Consider the following 15,302-nt stretch of genomic DNA (forward strand, 5'->3'; position numbering starts at 1 on the left):
GGTGTGGCGATGCAGCGCGAGTGAGCAGCGGCAGCCAGCTACATGGGCGGCGGCAATTGAAATCCATCTTGAGATCAAGATGTCCCAAGACCGGAGACCGCTACATGCAAGCCCGTCGATTGCTCGTTATTGCCACCTTGACTCTGGGGTTACTGATGAACCAGCCATCCGCCGCGACTAGTCCCGCCTATAGAGGAACATCACACGTCGGCATGTCGCGTAATGCTCTAGAACGCGCTTACATTGAGGCTTACGAACAATCTGGATTTCGGCTTGCCAGCCGCAAGGAGTATTCGAATCGGTCCGGCTTTTGGAGCACCGTACTTGAATTTCAATTGAGCAGTGTACCGAAGGGGCCGAATGCTCCCGGCTCTACGCTGGTCATCTCGGGCTATGAACCTGGGTGTCCATGCGAGGTGAGCAGGAAAACTGTCAGGGGCCTCGATGCTGATAATCCCGACCCGAAAGCACGCCTCCGGGGATTTGGTGTTGTCATCAAAGCCGAAACAGCTGCATTGAGAAAGGTTAAAGAACGGTTGGGGGTAAGCTTGCCCGAAATGGGTATTCCCACACCCTGACGATACGGCTTCTTGAATACGCGCTATCTCCCGGCAGCAATGGAGATGCATGGGTTGCCAGTGACAAAGGCTTAGGAGAGTCTGGCCACCTGGAGCATTTTAGTTCTCCATTCTGGCATGCGGTTCCAGCTTTGTTGGGCTGTAGTCCGACGGCAGCTCTGTCCCTGAGGTACCTCATACCGGCATCGACGTCCCCCCGCCCTGAGTCGCGGCCTGGTTTAGAGTCCGGGGTTGATGATATCGGTGTTTGCCAGATGTTGGGCATAAGCAGCCGGCGTCATGCCGCCGATTGCTTTCTTGGGTCGGTCCTCGTTGTATTCGCGTCGCCAGCGTTCGATTTCGGTGCGCGCGTGCAGTAACGTCGGGAACCAGTGCTCGTTGAGGCATTCGTCGCGCAGTCGGCCGTTGAAGGATTCGACGTAGGCGTTCTGGTTCGGTTTGCCTGGCTGGATGAGCCGTAGTTGCACATCACGGGCATGCGCCCAGGCGACCATCGCCTTACCGCAAAACTCCTTGCCGTTGTCAGTACGGATCACCTTCGGCAAACCGCGACTGTGCGCCAGTCGGTCCAGCACGCGCGTCACGCCGTGCCCGGAGATCGCGCGCTCCACTTCGATGGCGACCGCTTCGTGGGTTGCATCGTCCACGATCACCAGACACTTGATCACCCGGCCTTCGGCGGTGCGGTCGAACACGAAGTCCATCGACCACACCTGGTTGGCCTGCGATGGCCGCAGCAGCGGCTGACGCTCGCCCATTGGGACCTTCTTGCGCTTGCGGCGGCGCACCTGCAGCTGCTGCTCGCGGTACAACCGCTCCACACGCTTGTAGTTCACGATGCGTCCTTCCTGTCGCAGTTTGAGATATATCATCCCCACGCCATAGCGGCGATGGCGATGTGCCAACGCACAGATGCGTTCGCGCAGTTCGCCATTGCGATCTTCGCGCGGGCAATACCGCAGTGCACTGGCGCTCATACCGATCACTGCCAACGCACGACGCTCGCTGACACCACGCCCGATCCATTCGCGCACCAGCGTCCGACGCGCCGGTGCGCTTACCACTTTTTTCGCAGTGCATCCTTGATCAGGTCGTTCTCGAACAGCTGCTCGGCTAGCAACTTCTTCAGCCGCGCGTTCTCGGACTCAAGCTCCTTGAGCCGCTTGGCATCGGGCACGCTCATCCCACCGAACTTGCTGCGCCACAGGTAGTACGAGGCCTCGCTGAAGCCATGCCGCCGGCACAGGTCCTTAATGGCGACGCCGCTTTCGACTTCGCGCAGGAAGCCGATGATCTGTTCTTCGGTAAAGCGCTTCTTTACGTCCAATCTCCTCGGGGTAGGGAATTGGACTCCAAACTGAGGCGCTACTCAAAATTGGGGGGACGTCGCGCCTGCCTCCGCTGTGTTCCGTGCAGTGCCTTTCACTACGGCAGCATCATGGTGAAGGCCGCTCAGATCCACCCAAACGAAAAACGCCCGGCTGCACATCCAAGTGCAACACCGGGCGATTTCACGTCCTTGTCGGCTTCCAGCCATCCCCCAGACATCCTGTCCAGTTAGGTTGCGGCCACGCATCCTCGCGTCGAACCGTATCTCGGATCCCTTCCCCTTAACGCCGTCCCACCGGCTTCACCGCTGCCCCCTTGGCAGCCTTCTTGGCGGGAGCCATCGTGGCGCCCACTTCGATCAGGTCTCGATTCCGTTCGACCGTCTTGAGTCCGATGCCCTTGACCAGTGCCAGTTCCTCGGCACTTTTGAAGGGACCGTTTGCCTGACGGTGCTCGACGATTGCCTCGGCTTTTGATCGCCCGACATTCATCAGCACCTTGTCCAATTCCTCAGCAGACGCGGTGTTGATATCGACCTTGTCGAGTGCATACGCATTCGAGGACAACAACAACGCCAGTAGCAGGGACTTCAGGACTACGGTAAATGACTTCATTGCAACGCTCCTTGTGGCTTGGGTGATGGTCCTAGCCAGCATTCCTGCCGGCGGAGCCAGTGTCCCGCGCCACATGCAGCAATCCTATCGCCAACGAACTTTTCACACAGCCGGTGAACTGCGCGGTGCCTTGTAGGGAAATCCCTACCCCCTGACTGCGGCGTAGAATGTGCCATTACGTCACGCATTCGGAGCCCGTATGGATAGCGCCAAGATCGACCAATTCGTCAGCGACACGTGGGATCGCGAGATCGTCCCGCAACTGGTCGATTACATCCGCATCCCCAACAAGTCGCCGATGTTCGATGCCGACTGGGTCGCGCATGGCTATATGGAACAGGCCGTCACTCTGATGGAAACCTGGGCACGCGCCCAGGCCATCAACGGCATGCAGGTCGAAGTGGTGCGCCTGGAAGGCCGCACGCCGTTGATCTTCATCGAGATCCCGGCCACCGGGCCGGAGTCTGGCGAGGACACCGTGCTGTTGTACGGCCACCTGGACAAGCAGCCGGAAATGACCGGCTGGGATGCCGATCTCGGCCCCTGGGAGCCGGTGCTGCGCGACGACAAACTGTATGGGCGCGGCGGCGCGGACGATGGCTACGCCATCTTCGGATCGCTGGCCGCGGTAATGGCGCTGCGTGCGCAAGGCTTGTCGCATACGCGCTGCGTGGTGCTGATCGAGGCCTGCGAGGAATCGGGTAGCTACGACCTGCCCGCCTACGTGGACCACCTGGCCGAGCGCATTGGCAAGCCGTCGCTGGTGGTGTGCCTGGATTCGGGTTGCGGCAACTACGAGCAGCTGTGGTGCACGACCTCGCTGCGCGGGCTGACCGGCGGCAACCTGACCGTGAAGGTGCTGGAGGAAGGCGTGCACTCGGGCGACGCGTCCGGCGTGGTGCCGTCCAGCTTCCGCCTGCTGCGCCAGCTGCTGTCGCGGATCGAGGACGAAACCAGCGGACGCATCCTGCTCGATGGCCTGCACGTGGACGTGCCCGCCGAGCGACTGGCACAGGCCCGCAGTGCGGCGGCAACGCTGGACACGGCCATCTTCGACAAGTTTCCGATGGTGGACGGGCTGGTGCCGATGCACGAGGACCTCACCGAGCTGGTGTTGAACCGGACCTGGCGCCCGGCCTTGTCGGTCACGGGTGTGGATGGCATGCCGCCGCTGGCTTCGGCCGGCAACGTGCTGCGTCCGCAGACCGCGGTGAAGCTGTCGCTGCGCCTGCCGCCCACTGCTGACGGCAAGGCCTGCGGCGAGCTGCTCAAGCAGGCCTTGCTGCGCGACCCACCGAACGGCGCGCAGGTCACGCTGGAGCTGGAAAAGGCCTCCTCCGGCTGGAACGCGCCGGGCATGGCGCCTTGGCTGGAGAAAGCCATCGACGACGCCAGCCGCGCCTTCTTCGACAAGCCGGCGATGTACATGGGCGAAGGCGGCTCGATCCCGTTCATGGGCATGCTGGGCGAGAAATTCCCCGGTGCGCAGTTCATGATCACCGGCGTGCTCGGCCCGCATTCCAATGCGCATGGCCCGAACGAATTCCTGCACATCCCGATGGGCAAGCGCGTCACCGCCTGCGTCTCGAAGGTGATCACCGAGCACCACGCCGCCTGCATGCGTGGCGAAACCAGCGGCTCGCCGGTGGCAGCGGACAGCGGCACCCGACATGGTGGACACGGCTGCTGCTGAGGCAGCGCGCTGCGACGATCGTCCGGCCTGGCGCACTGCGGGCCGGCCGGCTGTCTTGACCGCACGGCTGCAAGCGCTCCGTGCAATCACCCCGCGTCGATCTGCACATGGCGTCGGTGACGCGCAATGCTAGTCTGCCGCTCTTCTTCCCGCTGGTGCTGCAATGAACAACCTGTTTGGTAGCGACAGTTGGCTGTACATCATCCTGGTCGGTTTCGTGGTCGGCCTGCTGGCACGTTTCATTACGCCCGGCACGCAACGGCTGGGCTGCCTGCTGACCATCGTGCTGGGCATCGCCGGTGCCTTGCTGGCCAGTTGGTTCGGCCGCTACATGGGCTGGTACCACGCCGGCGAACCGGCAGGCTTCCTGGGCGCGTTGCTGGGCGCCATCGCCATCCTGGCACTGCTGCGCCTGTTCAGCGGCAGCAAGCGCTAAGACATCCCTCCTTTCTGCGGCGTGCGCTGCGCGCCGTTTCACTGTGCGCCATGCCATGACTTCATCACTTTCTTCCGATACCTCGCGTGACAGCCAGCGCCTGCAGTGGGCGCGACAGGCACTGGGCGATCCACAGGCCACGCTGCAGCGTGCGTCGGTGGATGCCGGTTTTCGTAGTTACTGGCGCAGCCGCAGCGCCGGGCCGGATCGCATCGTGATGGATTCGCCGCCGGATCTGGAAAATGTGGCGCCGTGGCTGCGCATGCGCGATCTGCTCGAGCAGCACGGCGTGCGCGTGCCGCAGGTGTTGGCGCGCGACCTGGATGCAGGCTTGCTGTTGCTCGAAGACCTGGGGGTGCCGACGCTGGCACAGGTGCTCACCGATTCCACGGCTGATGCTCTGCTTGAGGCGGCGATCAGCCAACTGCTGTTGCTGCAACGCATTCCGCCGCCCGACGGCAGCGGTGTGTTTGGCGAAGCGCTGCTGCAACGCGACGCTGGCCTGTTCGAGGAATGGTTTCTTGGCCGCCACCTCGGCCTGCAGCTGGACTGCGCGCACGCGGAGCAATTGCAGCTGGTGCAGCGCCGTCTGATGGATAACGCGCTGGCGCAAGCTCGCGTGTTCACCCATCGCGACTTCATGCCGCGCAACCTGATGCCGGTCGCGGACGGCCCGGCGGTGCTGGACTTCCAGGACTGCGTGATCGGCCCGATCGCCTACGACCCGATCAGCCTGTTCAAGGACACCTCGGTGAGCTGGCCACTAGCGCGTGTGGACGCGTGGCTGGCGCAATACCACGCACGTGCGCAGGTGGCCGGTTTGCCGGTGCCGGCGTGGCCGCAGTTTCTGCGCGATGCGGACTGGATGGGCGTGCAGCGGCATCTGAAAAACCTCGGCATTTTTTCGCGGTTGAGTTACCGCGATGGCAAGCACTGGTACCTGGACAACGTGCCGCGCTTCATCACCTACCTGGACGAAGTGTTGCCGCGCCATGCCGAATTGGCACCCTTGATCGATTTGCTCGACCAGCAGATCAAACCCGCACTGGCCGCACGCATGGCACACGGCAACGCCAATGGAACCGCCGCATGAAGGCGTTGATCTTTGCTGCCGGATTCGGTGAGCGCATGCGTCCGTTGACCGAACACACGCCCAAGCCGCTGTTGTCGGTGGGCGGCACACCGTTGATCGTCTGGCATCTGCGCAAGTTGGCTGCAATGGGCGTGGACGAGGTGGTCATCAATACGTCGTGGCTGGCTGCGCAGTTTCCGCAGGTGCTGGGCGATGGCAGCGCCTTCGGGCTGCGTCTGACCTATTCCTACGAAGGCAGCACCCCGCTGGAGACCGGCGGCGGCATGCTGCACGCGTTGCCGTTGCTCGGCGATGCGCCCTTCCTGCTGGTCAATGGCGACATCTGGAGCGACATCGACTTCGCCACGCTCGACATCGCACCCGACAGCCTGGCAACGCTGGTGCTGGTCGACCCGCCAGCGTATGCGGCACGCGCGGATTTTGCGTTGACTGACGAGGGCAAGGTGAGCAGCACGGCAATGCCGACGCTCACCTATGCCGGCATCGGCCTGTATCGCCCTGCCCTGTTGCACGCGTGGGAACGCGTGATCGGGCCGCTTCCCAGCGCCGGTGAGGCGCCGCCGCGCTTCCCGCTGGCACCGATCCTGCGCGCGCAGATGGCCGCTGGCCGGATCGATGGCGTGCACCACCGTGGTCGCTGGACCGATGTAGGCACACCACAGCGGCTAGCCGAGCTGGATGCACAATTGACTCAGCGCCGCGACTGAGCGCGGCAGCGCCGTCGTCAGGACGTGCGGTCGCCGAGCACGCGGCGCAGGAACGGCACCGTCACCCGCCGCTGCGCAGCCAGGGATTCACGGTCCAACCGGTCCAGCAAGGCAACCAACCCGGCCAGCTCACGCTCGCTGTGGGTCAACAGCCAATCGATCGCAGCCTCGTCCAGCGCCAGCCCGCGTCGCTGCGCGCGGTCGCGTAAGACCGCTGCGCGTGCAACATCGTCCAGCACCGGCAAACTGATGCGGACGCATTGCGACAAGCGTGAGCGCAGGTCGGGCAACACCAGCGCCAGGCCGTCGGGCATCTGGCGGGCGGTGTACAGCAGCGTGATCCCGGCAGCGCGCGCACGGTTGTGGAAATCGAACAGCGCCACTTCGTCCTCGCGCTGGCCGGCAATGCTGTCCACGCCGTCCAGCGCCACCAGGCTGCGCCCTTCCAACGCTTCGAGCGCATCGCGCAAGCGGCCAGCCGCCGCCTGCAACGGCAGGTAGGCCGAGCTGCGCCCGGCCTGCTCGGCCGCCGCGCAGACCGACAAGGCCAAATGGGTCTTGCCGGTGCCGCTTGGACCAGCCAGATACAGCCAGTCGCTCAGCTGGCCGGCGGCGAACGCCTGCAGTTGCGCGATCAAACCGTCCGGTGCGGCGATATAGCTGTCCAGTCGCTGGTCGGAAGGCGCACGCAACGCCAACGGCAATTGCGGCACGCTCACGACCGATCCGCGTCCTTGCTGGCGTCGATGATCACGCTGCGCTCGGGCCCGGATTGCAACACGATGCCGGCACGCTCGCCGGCATACAGATCGCTCTGGGTGTAGCGCTCATGCGCATAGCGCAGCAGCACGTTGGCCACCGCCGCCACCGGCAGCGCCAGCAGCATGCCGAGGAAGCCGAACAGCTGGCCGCCGGCCATCACCGCAAAGATCACCGCCACCGGGTGCAGGCCGATCTTGTCGCCGACAATGCGCGGGGTCAGCACGTAACTTTCCAGCAACTGGCCGACGGTGAACACCACGCCCACGCCGATCAGCAATTTCAGGTCGAACCCCTGCGCCTGCACGATCGCTGCCAGCAGCGCCAACACGATGCCGGTGGTGGCGCCCAGGTACGGAATGAAGCTGATGAAGCCGGCGATGATGCCGATCAGCAAGCCCAGGTTGAGCCCGATGATGGACAGGCCGGTGGCATAGATGGCGCCCAGCGCCAGCATCACCAGGAACTGGCCGCGAATGAAACCGCCCAGCACGTCGTTGGACTCCAGCGCGAGCCGGCTCACGGTGCCGATGTAGGCACGCGGAATCACCGCCGCCACGCGCTCCACCATGCGGTCCCAGTCGCGCAGGAAATAGAACGCCAGGATGGGCAACAAGGCCAGGTTGATCACCCAGGTGACCATTGCAAAGCCCGAGCGTGAGACATAGCCGAAGAAGGTCTTGGCAACGCCGCCCGCCTGCTCCCAGTGGCTGCGGATCCACTCGATCAGGCGTTCCGGGTCCAGCCAGCCCATCAGCTCCACGCCGGTGCGACGCTCCAGCCAGGGAATGGCGGTGCCGATCGCCCAGTCGCGCATCTGCGGCAGCGCATCGATCAAGGTCATGATCTGGCGCTCCATCATCGGCACCAGGATCATCAGCGCCAGCACCACCAGCAGCACCATGAGAATGAAGACCAGGGTGACCGCCATGTTGCGCGAGCGCCCGGCACGTTCGATGCGGTCCACTAGCGGGTCGCCCAGCCAGGCCAGCAGCAGCGCCAGCACGAACGGGGTGAGGATCGGTGACAGCAGCGACACCACCCACAGCACGCCGACGATCACCGCCGCCCATTTGAGGCGGCGCAGGAACTGGGCGATTTCCGCCTCGGGGGTCAGGATCATTTGAGGCGGTACTCGGCGTGCTCGTTTTCGAGAATGATGGGGCCTTCGGTCGGCACGGAAACCGAGATCAGCGGGCTGTTGTCGCCGAGCATACGGTTGAGCCCGGAAATGCCCGTGAGCAGCTCCAGGTCAAGCTCCATGCGATCGCCATTTGCGCTCACCGGGCGGATGCTGCGCACCACCGACACGCCCTGCAGCGCGGCGGAAACGCGCAGGTAGTCGTCGGCGCTGCTGATGCCGGTGATCACCACGCGGTAGACCCCGGGCACGCCCGAGTCCACCCGCTTGGCGTAGCGCTTCACCAGTGCATCGGCGGCGCCGTCGGCACCGGCGGCCATTGCGCGGCGGGCATCGCCGTCGCTGCTGGTCCAGCTGGAGAGCACGTTGCCGTTGTCCACGAACACCCAATCGGCGGTCCAGCCGGCATCAGTGCGGTAGAGCTTGCCGATCAACTGCATCGGCGGGCTGTACTTGGCCGACGCGCGCGCAACGGCGGCGGTGTCCTTGCGCCAGATGGCGCCAGCCAGGGCCTGTTCGGCGGCCGCGCCACCCGGCAGGCCGAGCCGGTAACCACGCTCGATCGCGCGGTCGAGCACGCTGCGCGCAGCGTTGGCCTGCGCGACGCCGACCAAACGCGGGCCGCTGCCGTCGTCGATGGCCAGCCACAGCACCGGTTTCGGGCGCGGCTGCGGCCACACCGGCAGGCCCAGCGCGGCGATCAGGCCGTCGACGTCGGATTGGCGGAAACGGGCCACCAGCACGGTGCGGAAGGTCGGCGCGCCACTGCGCGAGGTGCCCTGATCCTGGCGGTAGTCGTAGTGATCGACGTAGTTGGGCGCATTGCGCAGCGCCTGCGGCACGCCGGGGCGGCTCATGACGCTGCGGTCGCCGGACACCTTGCCCAGCACCGCCCCCAGAGCACGCGCCAACGCGCCGGGGCGATCGGACTCGCTCTGGCTGTTGACCGGCACTTCGGCATCGTAGGCGCCCTGCGCCTTGGCGACGTCGCCTTCGGTGCGCAGATCGGCCTGGGCGTAGGCCGGCAACACGGGCATGGCGACCACGAGGGCGAGAAAGAAAGCGAGACTGCGGCGCATCGACGGTTCCATGACGTAAGCGTATCCGGGTGAATTGTTGCCCGAATGGGACGCTAGCGCCAACGTGGCTGTTAAAATCGCCGCCTTTACCGCCGAGCCACCCCACCCGTGACCAGCCCAACGCCTTCCAATCCCTCGCCCATGACCTACCGTGACGCGGGCGTCGACATCGATGCCGGCAATGCGTTGGTCGAACGCATCAAACCCCTGGTCAAGCGCAGCTTTCGACCGGAGGTGATGGGCGGCCTGGGCGGCTTCGGTGCCTTGTTCGACCTGTCCGGCAAGTACAAGGAGCCGGTGCTGGTCTCCGGCACCGACGGGGTGGGCACCAAGCTCAAACTCGCCCAGCAGCTCGGCCGCCACGACACCATCGGCATCGACCTGGTCGGCATGTGCGTCAACGACGTGCTGGTGCAGGGTGCCGAACCGCTGTTCTTTCTGGACTACTTCGCCACCGGCAAGCTGGATATCGACACCGCCGCGGCGGTGGTCGGCGGCATCGCGCGCGGCTGCGAGCTCTCCGGCTGCGCGCTGATCGGTGGCGAAACCGCCGAGATGCCCGACATGTACCCGCCAGGCGAATACGACCTGGCCGGCTTCACCGTTGGCGCGGTGGAAAAATCGCAGCTGCTGGACGGCGCGCAGGTGCGCGAGGGTGACGTGCTGATCGGCATCGCCTCCTCCGGACCGCATTCCAATGGGTATTCGCTGATCCGCAAGATCTACGAGCGTGCCGGCTCGCCGGCCGATCTGGTGCTGGACGACGGCGTAGCGCTGATCGACGCGCTGATGGCGCCGACCGCGCTGTACGTCAAGCCGATCCTGGCCCTGCTCAAATCGCACAGCGAGGCGATCCACGCCATGGCGCATGTCACCGGCGGCGGGCTGACCGAGAACATCATCCGGGTGATCCCGGACGGCCTGGGCCTGGACATCGACGCCACGGCATGGACCTTGCCGCCGGTGTTCGCCTGGCTGCAGCGCGAAGGCGCGGTGGCCGATGCCGAAATGTGGCGCACCTTCAATTGCGGCATCGGCTTCGTGCTGGTCGCCGCACCGGCGCAGGCCGCCGCGCTGGAACAGGCACTGGACGCACAGTCGCTGGCGCATTGGCGCATTGGCCAGGTAGTGACGGCACAGGGCGACGAACGCGTCCGGATTGGTTGACCCAAGGAGCACCCGCATGGAAGCCGCGCCCGTTTACGTGTCTACAACTGCCACCGCCGAGGATCTGCAGCAGCTGAAGTTGCTGTCGATCTTCCATTACGTGCTGGCCGGCATCACCGGGCTGTTTTCGTTATTCCCGTTGATCCACCTGTTCATGGGGCTGGCGATCGTCACCGGCCACCTGCCGATGACCACGACCAATGCCGACGCGCCAGAGATGGATCCCCGCTGGTTCGGCTGGTTCTTCGTGGTGTTCGCGGCAGGCTTCATCGCCTGCGGCCTCACACTGGCCGGCTTCATGGCGTATGCCGGTCGTTGCATCGCCCAGCGCAGACGGCATCTGCTGTGCCTGATCGTCGCCGGTATTTCCTGTTCGTTCATGCCGTTCGGCACCGTGGTCGGCGTGTTTACGCTGGTGGTTCTGCTGCGACCGCAGGTCAAGGCGTTGTTTGTCTCCAACGCGGCAGCCGCTTGAGCTGCGTCTGCGATACAACGATGGGCGTGATTGTATGAGCCTGCGCCTTGCCGTCCTGGCCTCCGGGCGCGGCAGCAATCTGCAGGCCATCCTCGATGCGATTGCCGTCGGGCAGTTGGCGGCTGAGGTGGTCGGTGTGTTTTCCGACCGGGAACAGGCGCCGGCCTTGCAGAAAGTGGATGCGTCGCGACGCTGGAGCGCCAGCCCACGCGCGTTCGCCGACCGCGCGGCGTTCGACAGTGCATTGGGCGACGCCATCGCCGCAGTCCAGCCGGATTGGGTGATCTGCGCCGGCTACATGCGCATCCTGTGCGAGCCCCTGGTGCGCCGCTTCACCGGGCGCATGCTCAACATCCATCCCTCGCTGCTGCCCAAATACCGCGGCTTGCACACGCATGCGCGGGCGCTGGAAGCCGGCGATGCCGAGCACGGTGCCAGCGTGCATCTGGTGGTGCCGGAACTGGATGCTGGCCCGGTGATCGCCCAAGCCCATGTGCCGGTGTTGCCGGACGACACCGCCGAGTCACTGGCGGCGCGGGTGCTGGACCGCGAACACCCGCTGCTGCTCGCGACGCTGCGGTTACTGGCCAGCGGCCGGGTCACCACGCCCGACGGGCGCGTGCATATCGACGGTCAGTGCCTGTTTACACCACTGCGACTAGAGTCCGCTGGCATCGCGCTTGTTTAGCGCGGACACGCGCCCCTCATTCCCTCTCGGACATCCTTGCGGCCCCGTGCCTCGCTCCCGCGCATGAAAGTCCTCCCCTTCGCTGTCGCGTTGTTCACCACGGCCCTGCTTTGCCAGGCCGGTATCGGCCGTGCGCAACAGGCCCCGGCCGCCGCGCCCGTGCCCGCGCAACCTGCCGCTCCGGCCTTGCCGGCCAGTAGCTGGACGCCGCCGGCGCTGGAGCCATTCGTGGCGACCTACCAGGCGTTCTACCGCGGCAAGGAAGCCGGCGACGCCACCATGCAGGTCAGTCACGGCGACGGCAACCAATGGCGTATCGACATGGCCGTGCGCGGGCGCAAGGGCTTTGCCAGCATCCTGGGCCTGAACCTGGAGCAGAGCACCGTGTTCCGGGTCGATGGCGACACCTACGTGCCGCTGACCCAGAGCACCGTGCGCAAGGCGATGTTCTTCGGCAAGAAGGTCACCGGCGTCTACAACTGGCAGGCCGGCACCGCGCAATGGGACGGCGACCTGAAGAAAGAGCGCCAGCAGCCGATTCCGTTGCAGCGCGGCGACCAGAGCGCGCTGTCGCTCAATCTGTCGCTGATGCGCGACGCACAACCCGGCCGCAGCCTGAGCTACCGCTACGTCGATGTCGGCCGGGTGCGCCAATACGATTACCGCGCCGCCGATGCCACCGAAGTGGTGCAGGTGGGCGACCTCAGCTACGACGCGTTGCGCGTGTACCGTGTCAACAGCGGCGACAACGAAACCATCCTCTGGATTGCCAATGGCGTACCTACGCCGGTCCGCATCCTGCAACGTGACAAAGGTGAGGATCAGGTCGATCTGCGCCTGGTCGAATACCAAGGAGCCTGACCCATGAAGACGTTCTCCCGTACCAGTTCGTTGATTGCCGCAGCGGCCCTGGCGGTTGCCAGCCTGCCCGCGCTGGCCGTGCAGCCGTTCCAGGCCGATTACTCGGCCAATTACATGGGCATGCAAGCCAACGGCACCATGACCCTGGTCGCGGCCGGCGCCAACCAGTGGCGCTACACGCTCACCATCCAGAACCAGCTGGCCAACCTGACCCAGAGCACGGTGTTCGAAGAAGCCAATGGCCAGCTGCGCCCGGTCAGCAGCAACGACACCTCTTCGATGATGGTCAAGCGGCGCAACGTCACCGCCAACTACGATTGGAAGACCAGCCAGGCTACCTGGAGCGGCGACATCAAGCCGGACCGCCGCGGCCCGGTCAAGCTGCAGCCGGGCGATATGGATGCGCTGTTGATCAACCTGGCCATCACCCGCGACCTGGCCGCTGGCAAGCCGCTGAACTACCGCATGGTGGACGAAGGCCGCATCAAGCCGATGAGCTACAAGGTGGTGGGCAAGGAAACCATCACCGTCAACGGCAAGCAGGAGCAGGCCACCAAGGTGTCGCGTGTGGACGGCGACAAGGAATTGATCGCATGGGTGGTCAAGGACCTGCCGGTGCCGGCGCGCTTGCTGCAGAAGGAAAAAGGCCAGGACGCGCTGGATCTGACCATCAAGGCACTGCGCTGACGACTCGCCAGGCCGCCGCCCGATCTCAGGTGTGCGGCCGGACGTAGGAGCGCGCTTGCGCGCGATGAGGCGTTATCGATAAAGCCCCATCGCGCGCGAGCGCGCTCCTACGAATGAAGATGGTGCATCTGCGCGTTCATTGCGCTGCGCATCGACCATCAAAAAGCCCGGCAGCGTGCCGGGCTTTTTTGTGTCTGCATGTGTCTCGTCCCAGCTCGCACATGGCACGACTCACCTCGCAGATCGAGGCATATGCGAGACGCGTAAGGCTCTCAACGCCCTTACGCACTCACCTCACGGCTTGGCCGCCGCCTTGTCATCGCCGGTACTGAACACCGTGCGGCAATCCACGCGAATCTGCGCTTCGGTTGAGCGCCAATAAAACAGATCGCAATGGCGCTTGCCTTCGACGGTCTTTTTGACCGCCACCGCGTAGAACGATTGCGCGATTTCCTCGCGGCTGGCCGTGCCGTCGCCGTTCCAGTCCATGTCCTTGAACTCGACGCCCTGCGTGATCGCCATGCCGACCGACCAGGCGTAGACCAGCCACGCCAGGATCAGCACGATCACGCCCAGCAGCACCTTGCGGCGGGTGGTGAATTGGCCGCGCAGGATCATGCGATGCGCCGGATGGTCGCGCCCAGCGCCCCCAGCTTCTCCTCGATGTTTTCGTAACCACGGTCCAGGTGGTAGATGCGATCGATGGTGGTGTCGCCGTCGGCGACCAGGCCAGCCAGGATCAGCGAGGCCGACGCACGCAGGTCGGTGGCCATCACCGGCGCGCCGCTGAGGCGTTCGGCGCCGCGCACGATCGCGGTATGCCCTTCCACCTGGATATCCGCACCCAGGCGCAGCAGTTCGTTGACGTGCATGAAGCGGTTTTCGAAGATCGTCTCGTTGATCACGCCCACGCCGTCGGCCACGCAGTTGAGCGCCATGAATTGCGCCTGCATGTCGGTGGGAAACGCCGGGTACGGCGCGGTGGTCAGGTTGACCGCGCGCGGGCGCTTGCCGTGCATGTCCAAGGTGACGCTGTCGGCGGTGGTGGTGATCGTCGCGCCGGCTTCGGTGAGCTTGTCCAGCACCGCGTCCAGGGTGTCCGGGCGCGCGCGGCGCACGGTGACGCTGCCGCCGGTCATCGCTGCGGCCACCAGGAAGGTGCCGGTCTCGATGCGGTCCGGCAACACCGCATGGTGGCCGCCGCCCAGGCGCTCGACGCCCTGCACCGTGATGCGCGGCGTGCCGGCGCCTTCGATCTGTGCGCCCAGCGCGATCAGGCAGTCGGCCAGGTCGGTGACTTCCGGCTCCATCGCCGCGTTTTCCAGCACGGTAGTGCCTTCGGCCAGCACGGCGGCCATCAGCACGTTCTCGGTGCCGGTGACGCTGACCATGTCGAACACGTAACGTCCGCCCTTGAGCCGGCCGTTGCTGGTGGCCTTGATGTAGCCGTTTTCCACGCTGATATCTGCGCCCAGGGCCTGCAGGCCCTTGATGTGCTGGTCCACCGGCCGCGAGCCGATCGCGCAACCGCCGGGCAGCGACACTTCGGCGGTGCCATAGCGCGCCAGCAGCGGGCCCAGCACCAGGATCGAGGCGCGCATGGTCTTGACCAGCTCGTACGGCGCGATCTGGTGGGTGACCGAACGCGGGTCTACCAGGATCGAGCGCCCCTTGGCCAGCGTGCCTTCATCGATGGTGACCTCGGCGCCCAGCTCGCTGAGCAGCTTCACCGTGGTGATCACATCGTGCAGGTGCGGCACGTTGCTGATCTCCACCGGCGCATCGGCCAGCAGGGTCGCGCACAGGATCGGTAGCACCGCATTCTTGGCGCCGGAAATATGGACCTCACCGTGCAGCGCTTGGCCGCCGGTCACTACGATTTTTGCCATGGGAACTCAGGGAATCCGAAATGAAGTCAGGGGAATGCGGAGGCGGTCAGGCGCGCGCTGGAGGCTGGCGGTCAACGCGCAGGGGCGCCCGTCCAGCCAGGTGTTA

The 15,302-nt window shown here is 65.1% G+C and carries 17 protein-coding genes; 10 read left to right on the forward strand and 7 right to left on the reverse strand.

Features of this window, described 5'->3' with window-relative positions:
• Window positions 1–104: 104 nt before the first annotated feature.
• The gene (locus QRM89_RS13050) at window positions 105–578 is read left to right on the forward strand and encodes a hypothetical protein (RefSeq protein WP_285448204.1); all 474 of its coding nucleotides are present in this window, start codon (window positions 105–107) and stop codon (window positions 576–578) included.
• A gap of 218 nt (window positions 579–796) precedes the next feature.
• Here QRM89_RS13050 and QRM89_RS13055 read toward each other — a convergent pair.
• Both QRM89_RS13055 and QRM89_RS13060 read right to left on the reverse strand, forming a co-directional pair.
• Window positions 797–1,905, reverse strand: a protein-coding gene (locus QRM89_RS13055) for an IS3 family transposase (RefSeq protein ID WP_272910642.1) whose coding sequence is annotated in 2 segments (ribosomal slippage) — window positions 797–1,644 and window positions 1,644–1,905 — 1,110 coding nt in all. Because the reading frame shifts where the segments join, the coding sequence is not laid out codon by codon here.
• 283 nt (window positions 1,906–2,188) lie between these two features.
• Entirely contained in the window at window positions 2,189–2,563 is a 375-nt protein-coding gene (locus QRM89_RS13060) for a helix-hairpin-helix domain-containing protein (protein ID WP_008572623.1), read from the reverse strand.
• Window positions 2,564–2,720: 157 nt separating this feature from the next.
• Here QRM89_RS13060 and QRM89_RS13065 point away from each other — a divergent pair, with 157 nt between their 5' ends.
• The 4 genes from QRM89_RS13065 (at window position 2,721) to murU (ending at window position 6,450) form a co-directional block, all read left to right on the forward strand.
• The gene (locus QRM89_RS13065) at window positions 2,721–4,214 is read left to right on the forward strand and encodes a M20 family metallopeptidase (RefSeq protein WP_285448205.1); all 1,494 of its coding nucleotides are present in this window, start codon (window positions 2,721–2,723) and stop codon (window positions 4,212–4,214) included.
• Between the two features lie 163 nt (window positions 4,215–4,377).
• Complete coding sequence (locus QRM89_RS13070; RefSeq protein ID WP_011037910.1) at window positions 4,378–4,650, forward strand: GlsB/YeaQ/YmgE family stress response membrane protein; 273 nt, start codon at window positions 4,378–4,380, stop codon at window positions 4,648–4,650.
• 55 nt (window positions 4,651–4,705) lie between these two features.
• Window positions 4,706–5,743 carry a phosphotransferase gene (locus QRM89_RS13075; protein ID WP_225042137.1) on the forward strand — a complete coding sequence of 346 codons (1,038 nt, stop codon included), beginning with the start codon at window positions 4,706–4,708 and terminating at the stop codon, window positions 5,741–5,743.
• Complete coding sequence (gene murU / locus QRM89_RS13080) at window positions 5,740–6,450, forward strand: N-acetylmuramate alpha-1-phosphate uridylyltransferase MurU (protein ID WP_285448206.1); 711 nt, start codon at window positions 5,740–5,742, stop codon at window positions 6,448–6,450. The genes QRM89_RS13075 and murU overlap by 4 nt, the downstream gene beginning before the upstream one ends.
• A 17-nt stretch (window positions 6,451–6,467) precedes the next feature.
• Here the strand turns inward: murU and hda are convergent, their stop codons facing one another.
• The 3 genes from hda to QRM89_RS13095 are packed head-to-tail and all read right to left on the reverse strand — an operon-like array spanning window position 6,468 to window position 9,441.
• Window positions 6,468–7,169 carry a DnaA regulatory inactivator Hda gene (hda, locus tag QRM89_RS13085; RefSeq protein ID WP_057671876.1) on the reverse strand — a complete coding sequence of 234 codons (702 nt, stop codon included), beginning with the start codon at window positions 7,167–7,169 and terminating at the stop codon, window positions 6,468–6,470.
• Complete coding sequence (locus QRM89_RS13090; RefSeq protein WP_012437783.1) at window positions 7,166–8,332, reverse strand: AI-2E family transporter; 1,167 nt, start codon at window positions 8,330–8,332, stop codon at window positions 7,166–7,168. Before QRM89_RS13090 ends, hda begins: the two co-directional genes overlap by 4 nt.
• Complete coding sequence (locus tag QRM89_RS13095; RefSeq protein WP_042598094.1) at window positions 8,329–9,441, reverse strand: DUF2066 domain-containing protein; 1,113 nt, start codon at window positions 9,439–9,441, stop codon at window positions 8,329–8,331. The genes QRM89_RS13090 and QRM89_RS13095 overlap by 4 nt, the downstream gene beginning before the upstream one ends.
• 129 nt (window positions 9,442–9,570) lie before the next feature.
• Here QRM89_RS13095 and purM point away from each other — a divergent pair, with 129 nt between their 5' ends.
• The 5 genes from purM to QRM89_RS13120 all read left to right on the forward strand — a co-directional run bounded on the left by purM (window position 9,571) and on the right by QRM89_RS13120 (window position 13,307).
• Window positions 9,571–10,596, forward strand: a complete 1,026-nt coding sequence (purM, locus tag QRM89_RS13100) for a phosphoribosylformylglycinamidine cyclo-ligase (RefSeq protein WP_285448207.1) — start codon at window positions 9,571–9,573, stop codon at window positions 10,594–10,596.
• Window positions 10,597–10,612: 16 nt separating this feature from the next.
• Window positions 10,613–11,071 (forward strand): hypothetical protein, encoded by a 459-nt coding sequence (locus QRM89_RS13105; protein ID WP_115577410.1) that lies wholly within the window; start codon window positions 10,613–10,615, stop codon window positions 11,069–11,071.
• Window positions 11,072–11,105: 34 nt separating this feature from the next.
• Entirely contained in the window at window positions 11,106–11,759 is a 654-nt protein-coding gene (gene purN / locus QRM89_RS13110; protein ID WP_285448208.1) for a phosphoribosylglycinamide formyltransferase, read from the forward strand.
• Between the two features lie 63 nt (window positions 11,760–11,822).
• Window positions 11,823–12,620 carry a DUF3108 domain-containing protein gene (locus QRM89_RS13115; RefSeq protein ID WP_011037919.1) on the forward strand — a complete coding sequence of 266 codons (798 nt, stop codon included), beginning with the start codon at window positions 11,823–11,825 and terminating at the stop codon, window positions 12,618–12,620.
• A 3-nt stretch (window positions 12,621–12,623) separates the two neighbouring features.
• Complete coding sequence (locus QRM89_RS13120; protein ID WP_285448209.1) at window positions 12,624–13,307, forward strand: DUF3108 domain-containing protein; 684 nt, start codon at window positions 12,624–12,626, stop codon at window positions 13,305–13,307.
• Between the two features lie 294 nt (window positions 13,308–13,601).
• Here QRM89_RS13120 and QRM89_RS13125 read toward each other — a convergent pair whose 3' ends face one another.
• Both QRM89_RS13125 and murA read right to left on the reverse strand, forming a co-directional pair.
• On the reverse strand, window positions 13,602–13,925 hold the full coding sequence (locus QRM89_RS13125; protein ID WP_014508471.1) for a hypothetical protein: 324 nt from the start codon (window positions 13,923–13,925) through the stop codon (window positions 13,602–13,604).
• The gene (gene murA / locus QRM89_RS13130; RefSeq protein WP_011037922.1) at window positions 13,922–15,196 is read right to left on the reverse strand and encodes a UDP-N-acetylglucosamine 1-carboxyvinyltransferase; all 1,275 of its coding nucleotides are present in this window, start codon (window positions 15,194–15,196) and stop codon (window positions 13,922–13,924) included. The genes QRM89_RS13125 and murA overlap by 4 nt, the downstream gene beginning before the upstream one ends.
• Between the last annotated feature and the right edge of the window lie 106 nt (window positions 15,197–15,302).

The organism is Xanthomonas sp. LMC-A-07, from assembly GCF_030208825.1.
Taxonomy (GTDB): domain Bacteria; phylum Pseudomonadota; class Gammaproteobacteria; order Xanthomonadales; family Xanthomonadaceae; genus Xanthomonas; species Xanthomonas campestris.

What these genes read in the sequence shown, in the direction of transcription:
- QRM89_RS13050 (WP_285448204.1), top strand. Translation starts at nt 105, where the DNA reads ATGCAAGCCCGTCGATTGCTCGTTATTGCCACCTTGACTCTGGGGTTA.
- QRM89_RS13060 (WP_008572623.1), bottom strand. Translation starts at nt 2,563, where the DNA reads ATGCTGGCTAGGACCATCACCCAAGCCACAAGGAGCGTTGCAATGAAG.
- QRM89_RS13065 (WP_285448205.1), top strand. Translation starts at nt 2,721, where the DNA reads ATGGATAGCGCCAAGATCGACCAATTCGTCAGCGACACGTGGGATCGC.
- QRM89_RS13070 (WP_011037910.1), top strand. Translation starts at nt 4,378, where the DNA reads ATGAACAACCTGTTTGGTAGCGACAGTTGGCTGTACATCATCCTGGTC.
- QRM89_RS13075 (WP_225042137.1), top strand. Translation starts at nt 4,706, where the DNA reads ATGACTTCATCACTTTCTTCCGATACCTCGCGTGACAGCCAGCGCCTG.
- murU (WP_285448206.1), top strand. Translation starts at nt 5,740, where the DNA reads ATGAAGGCGTTGATCTTTGCTGCCGGATTCGGTGAGCGCATGCGTCCG.
- QRM89_RS13090 (WP_012437783.1), bottom strand. Translation starts at nt 8,332, where the DNA reads ATGATCCTGACCCCCGAGGCGGAAATCGCCCAGTTCCTGCGCCGCCTC.
- QRM89_RS13095 (WP_042598094.1), bottom strand. Translation starts at nt 9,441, where the DNA reads ATGGAACCGTCGATGCGCCGCAGTCTCGCTTTCTTTCTCGCCCTCGTG.
- purM (WP_285448207.1), top strand. Translation starts at nt 9,571, where the DNA reads ATGACCTACCGTGACGCGGGCGTCGACATCGATGCCGGCAATGCGTTG.
- QRM89_RS13105 (WP_115577410.1), top strand. Translation starts at nt 10,613, where the DNA reads ATGGAAGCCGCGCCCGTTTACGTGTCTACAACTGCCACCGCCGAGGAT.
- purN (WP_285448208.1), top strand. Translation starts at nt 11,106, where the DNA reads ATGAGCCTGCGCCTTGCCGTCCTGGCCTCCGGGCGCGGCAGCAATCTG.
- QRM89_RS13115 (WP_011037919.1), top strand. Translation starts at nt 11,823, where the DNA reads ATGAAAGTCCTCCCCTTCGCTGTCGCGTTGTTCACCACGGCCCTGCTT.
- QRM89_RS13120 (WP_285448209.1), top strand. Translation starts at nt 12,624, where the DNA reads ATGAAGACGTTCTCCCGTACCAGTTCGTTGATTGCCGCAGCGGCCCTG.
- QRM89_RS13125 (WP_014508471.1), bottom strand. Translation starts at nt 13,925, where the DNA reads ATGATCCTGCGCGGCCAATTCACCACCCGCCGCAAGGTGCTGCTGGGC.
- murA (WP_011037922.1), bottom strand. Translation starts at nt 15,196, where the DNA reads ATGGCAAAAATCGTAGTGACCGGCGGCCAAGCGCTGCACGGTGAGGTC.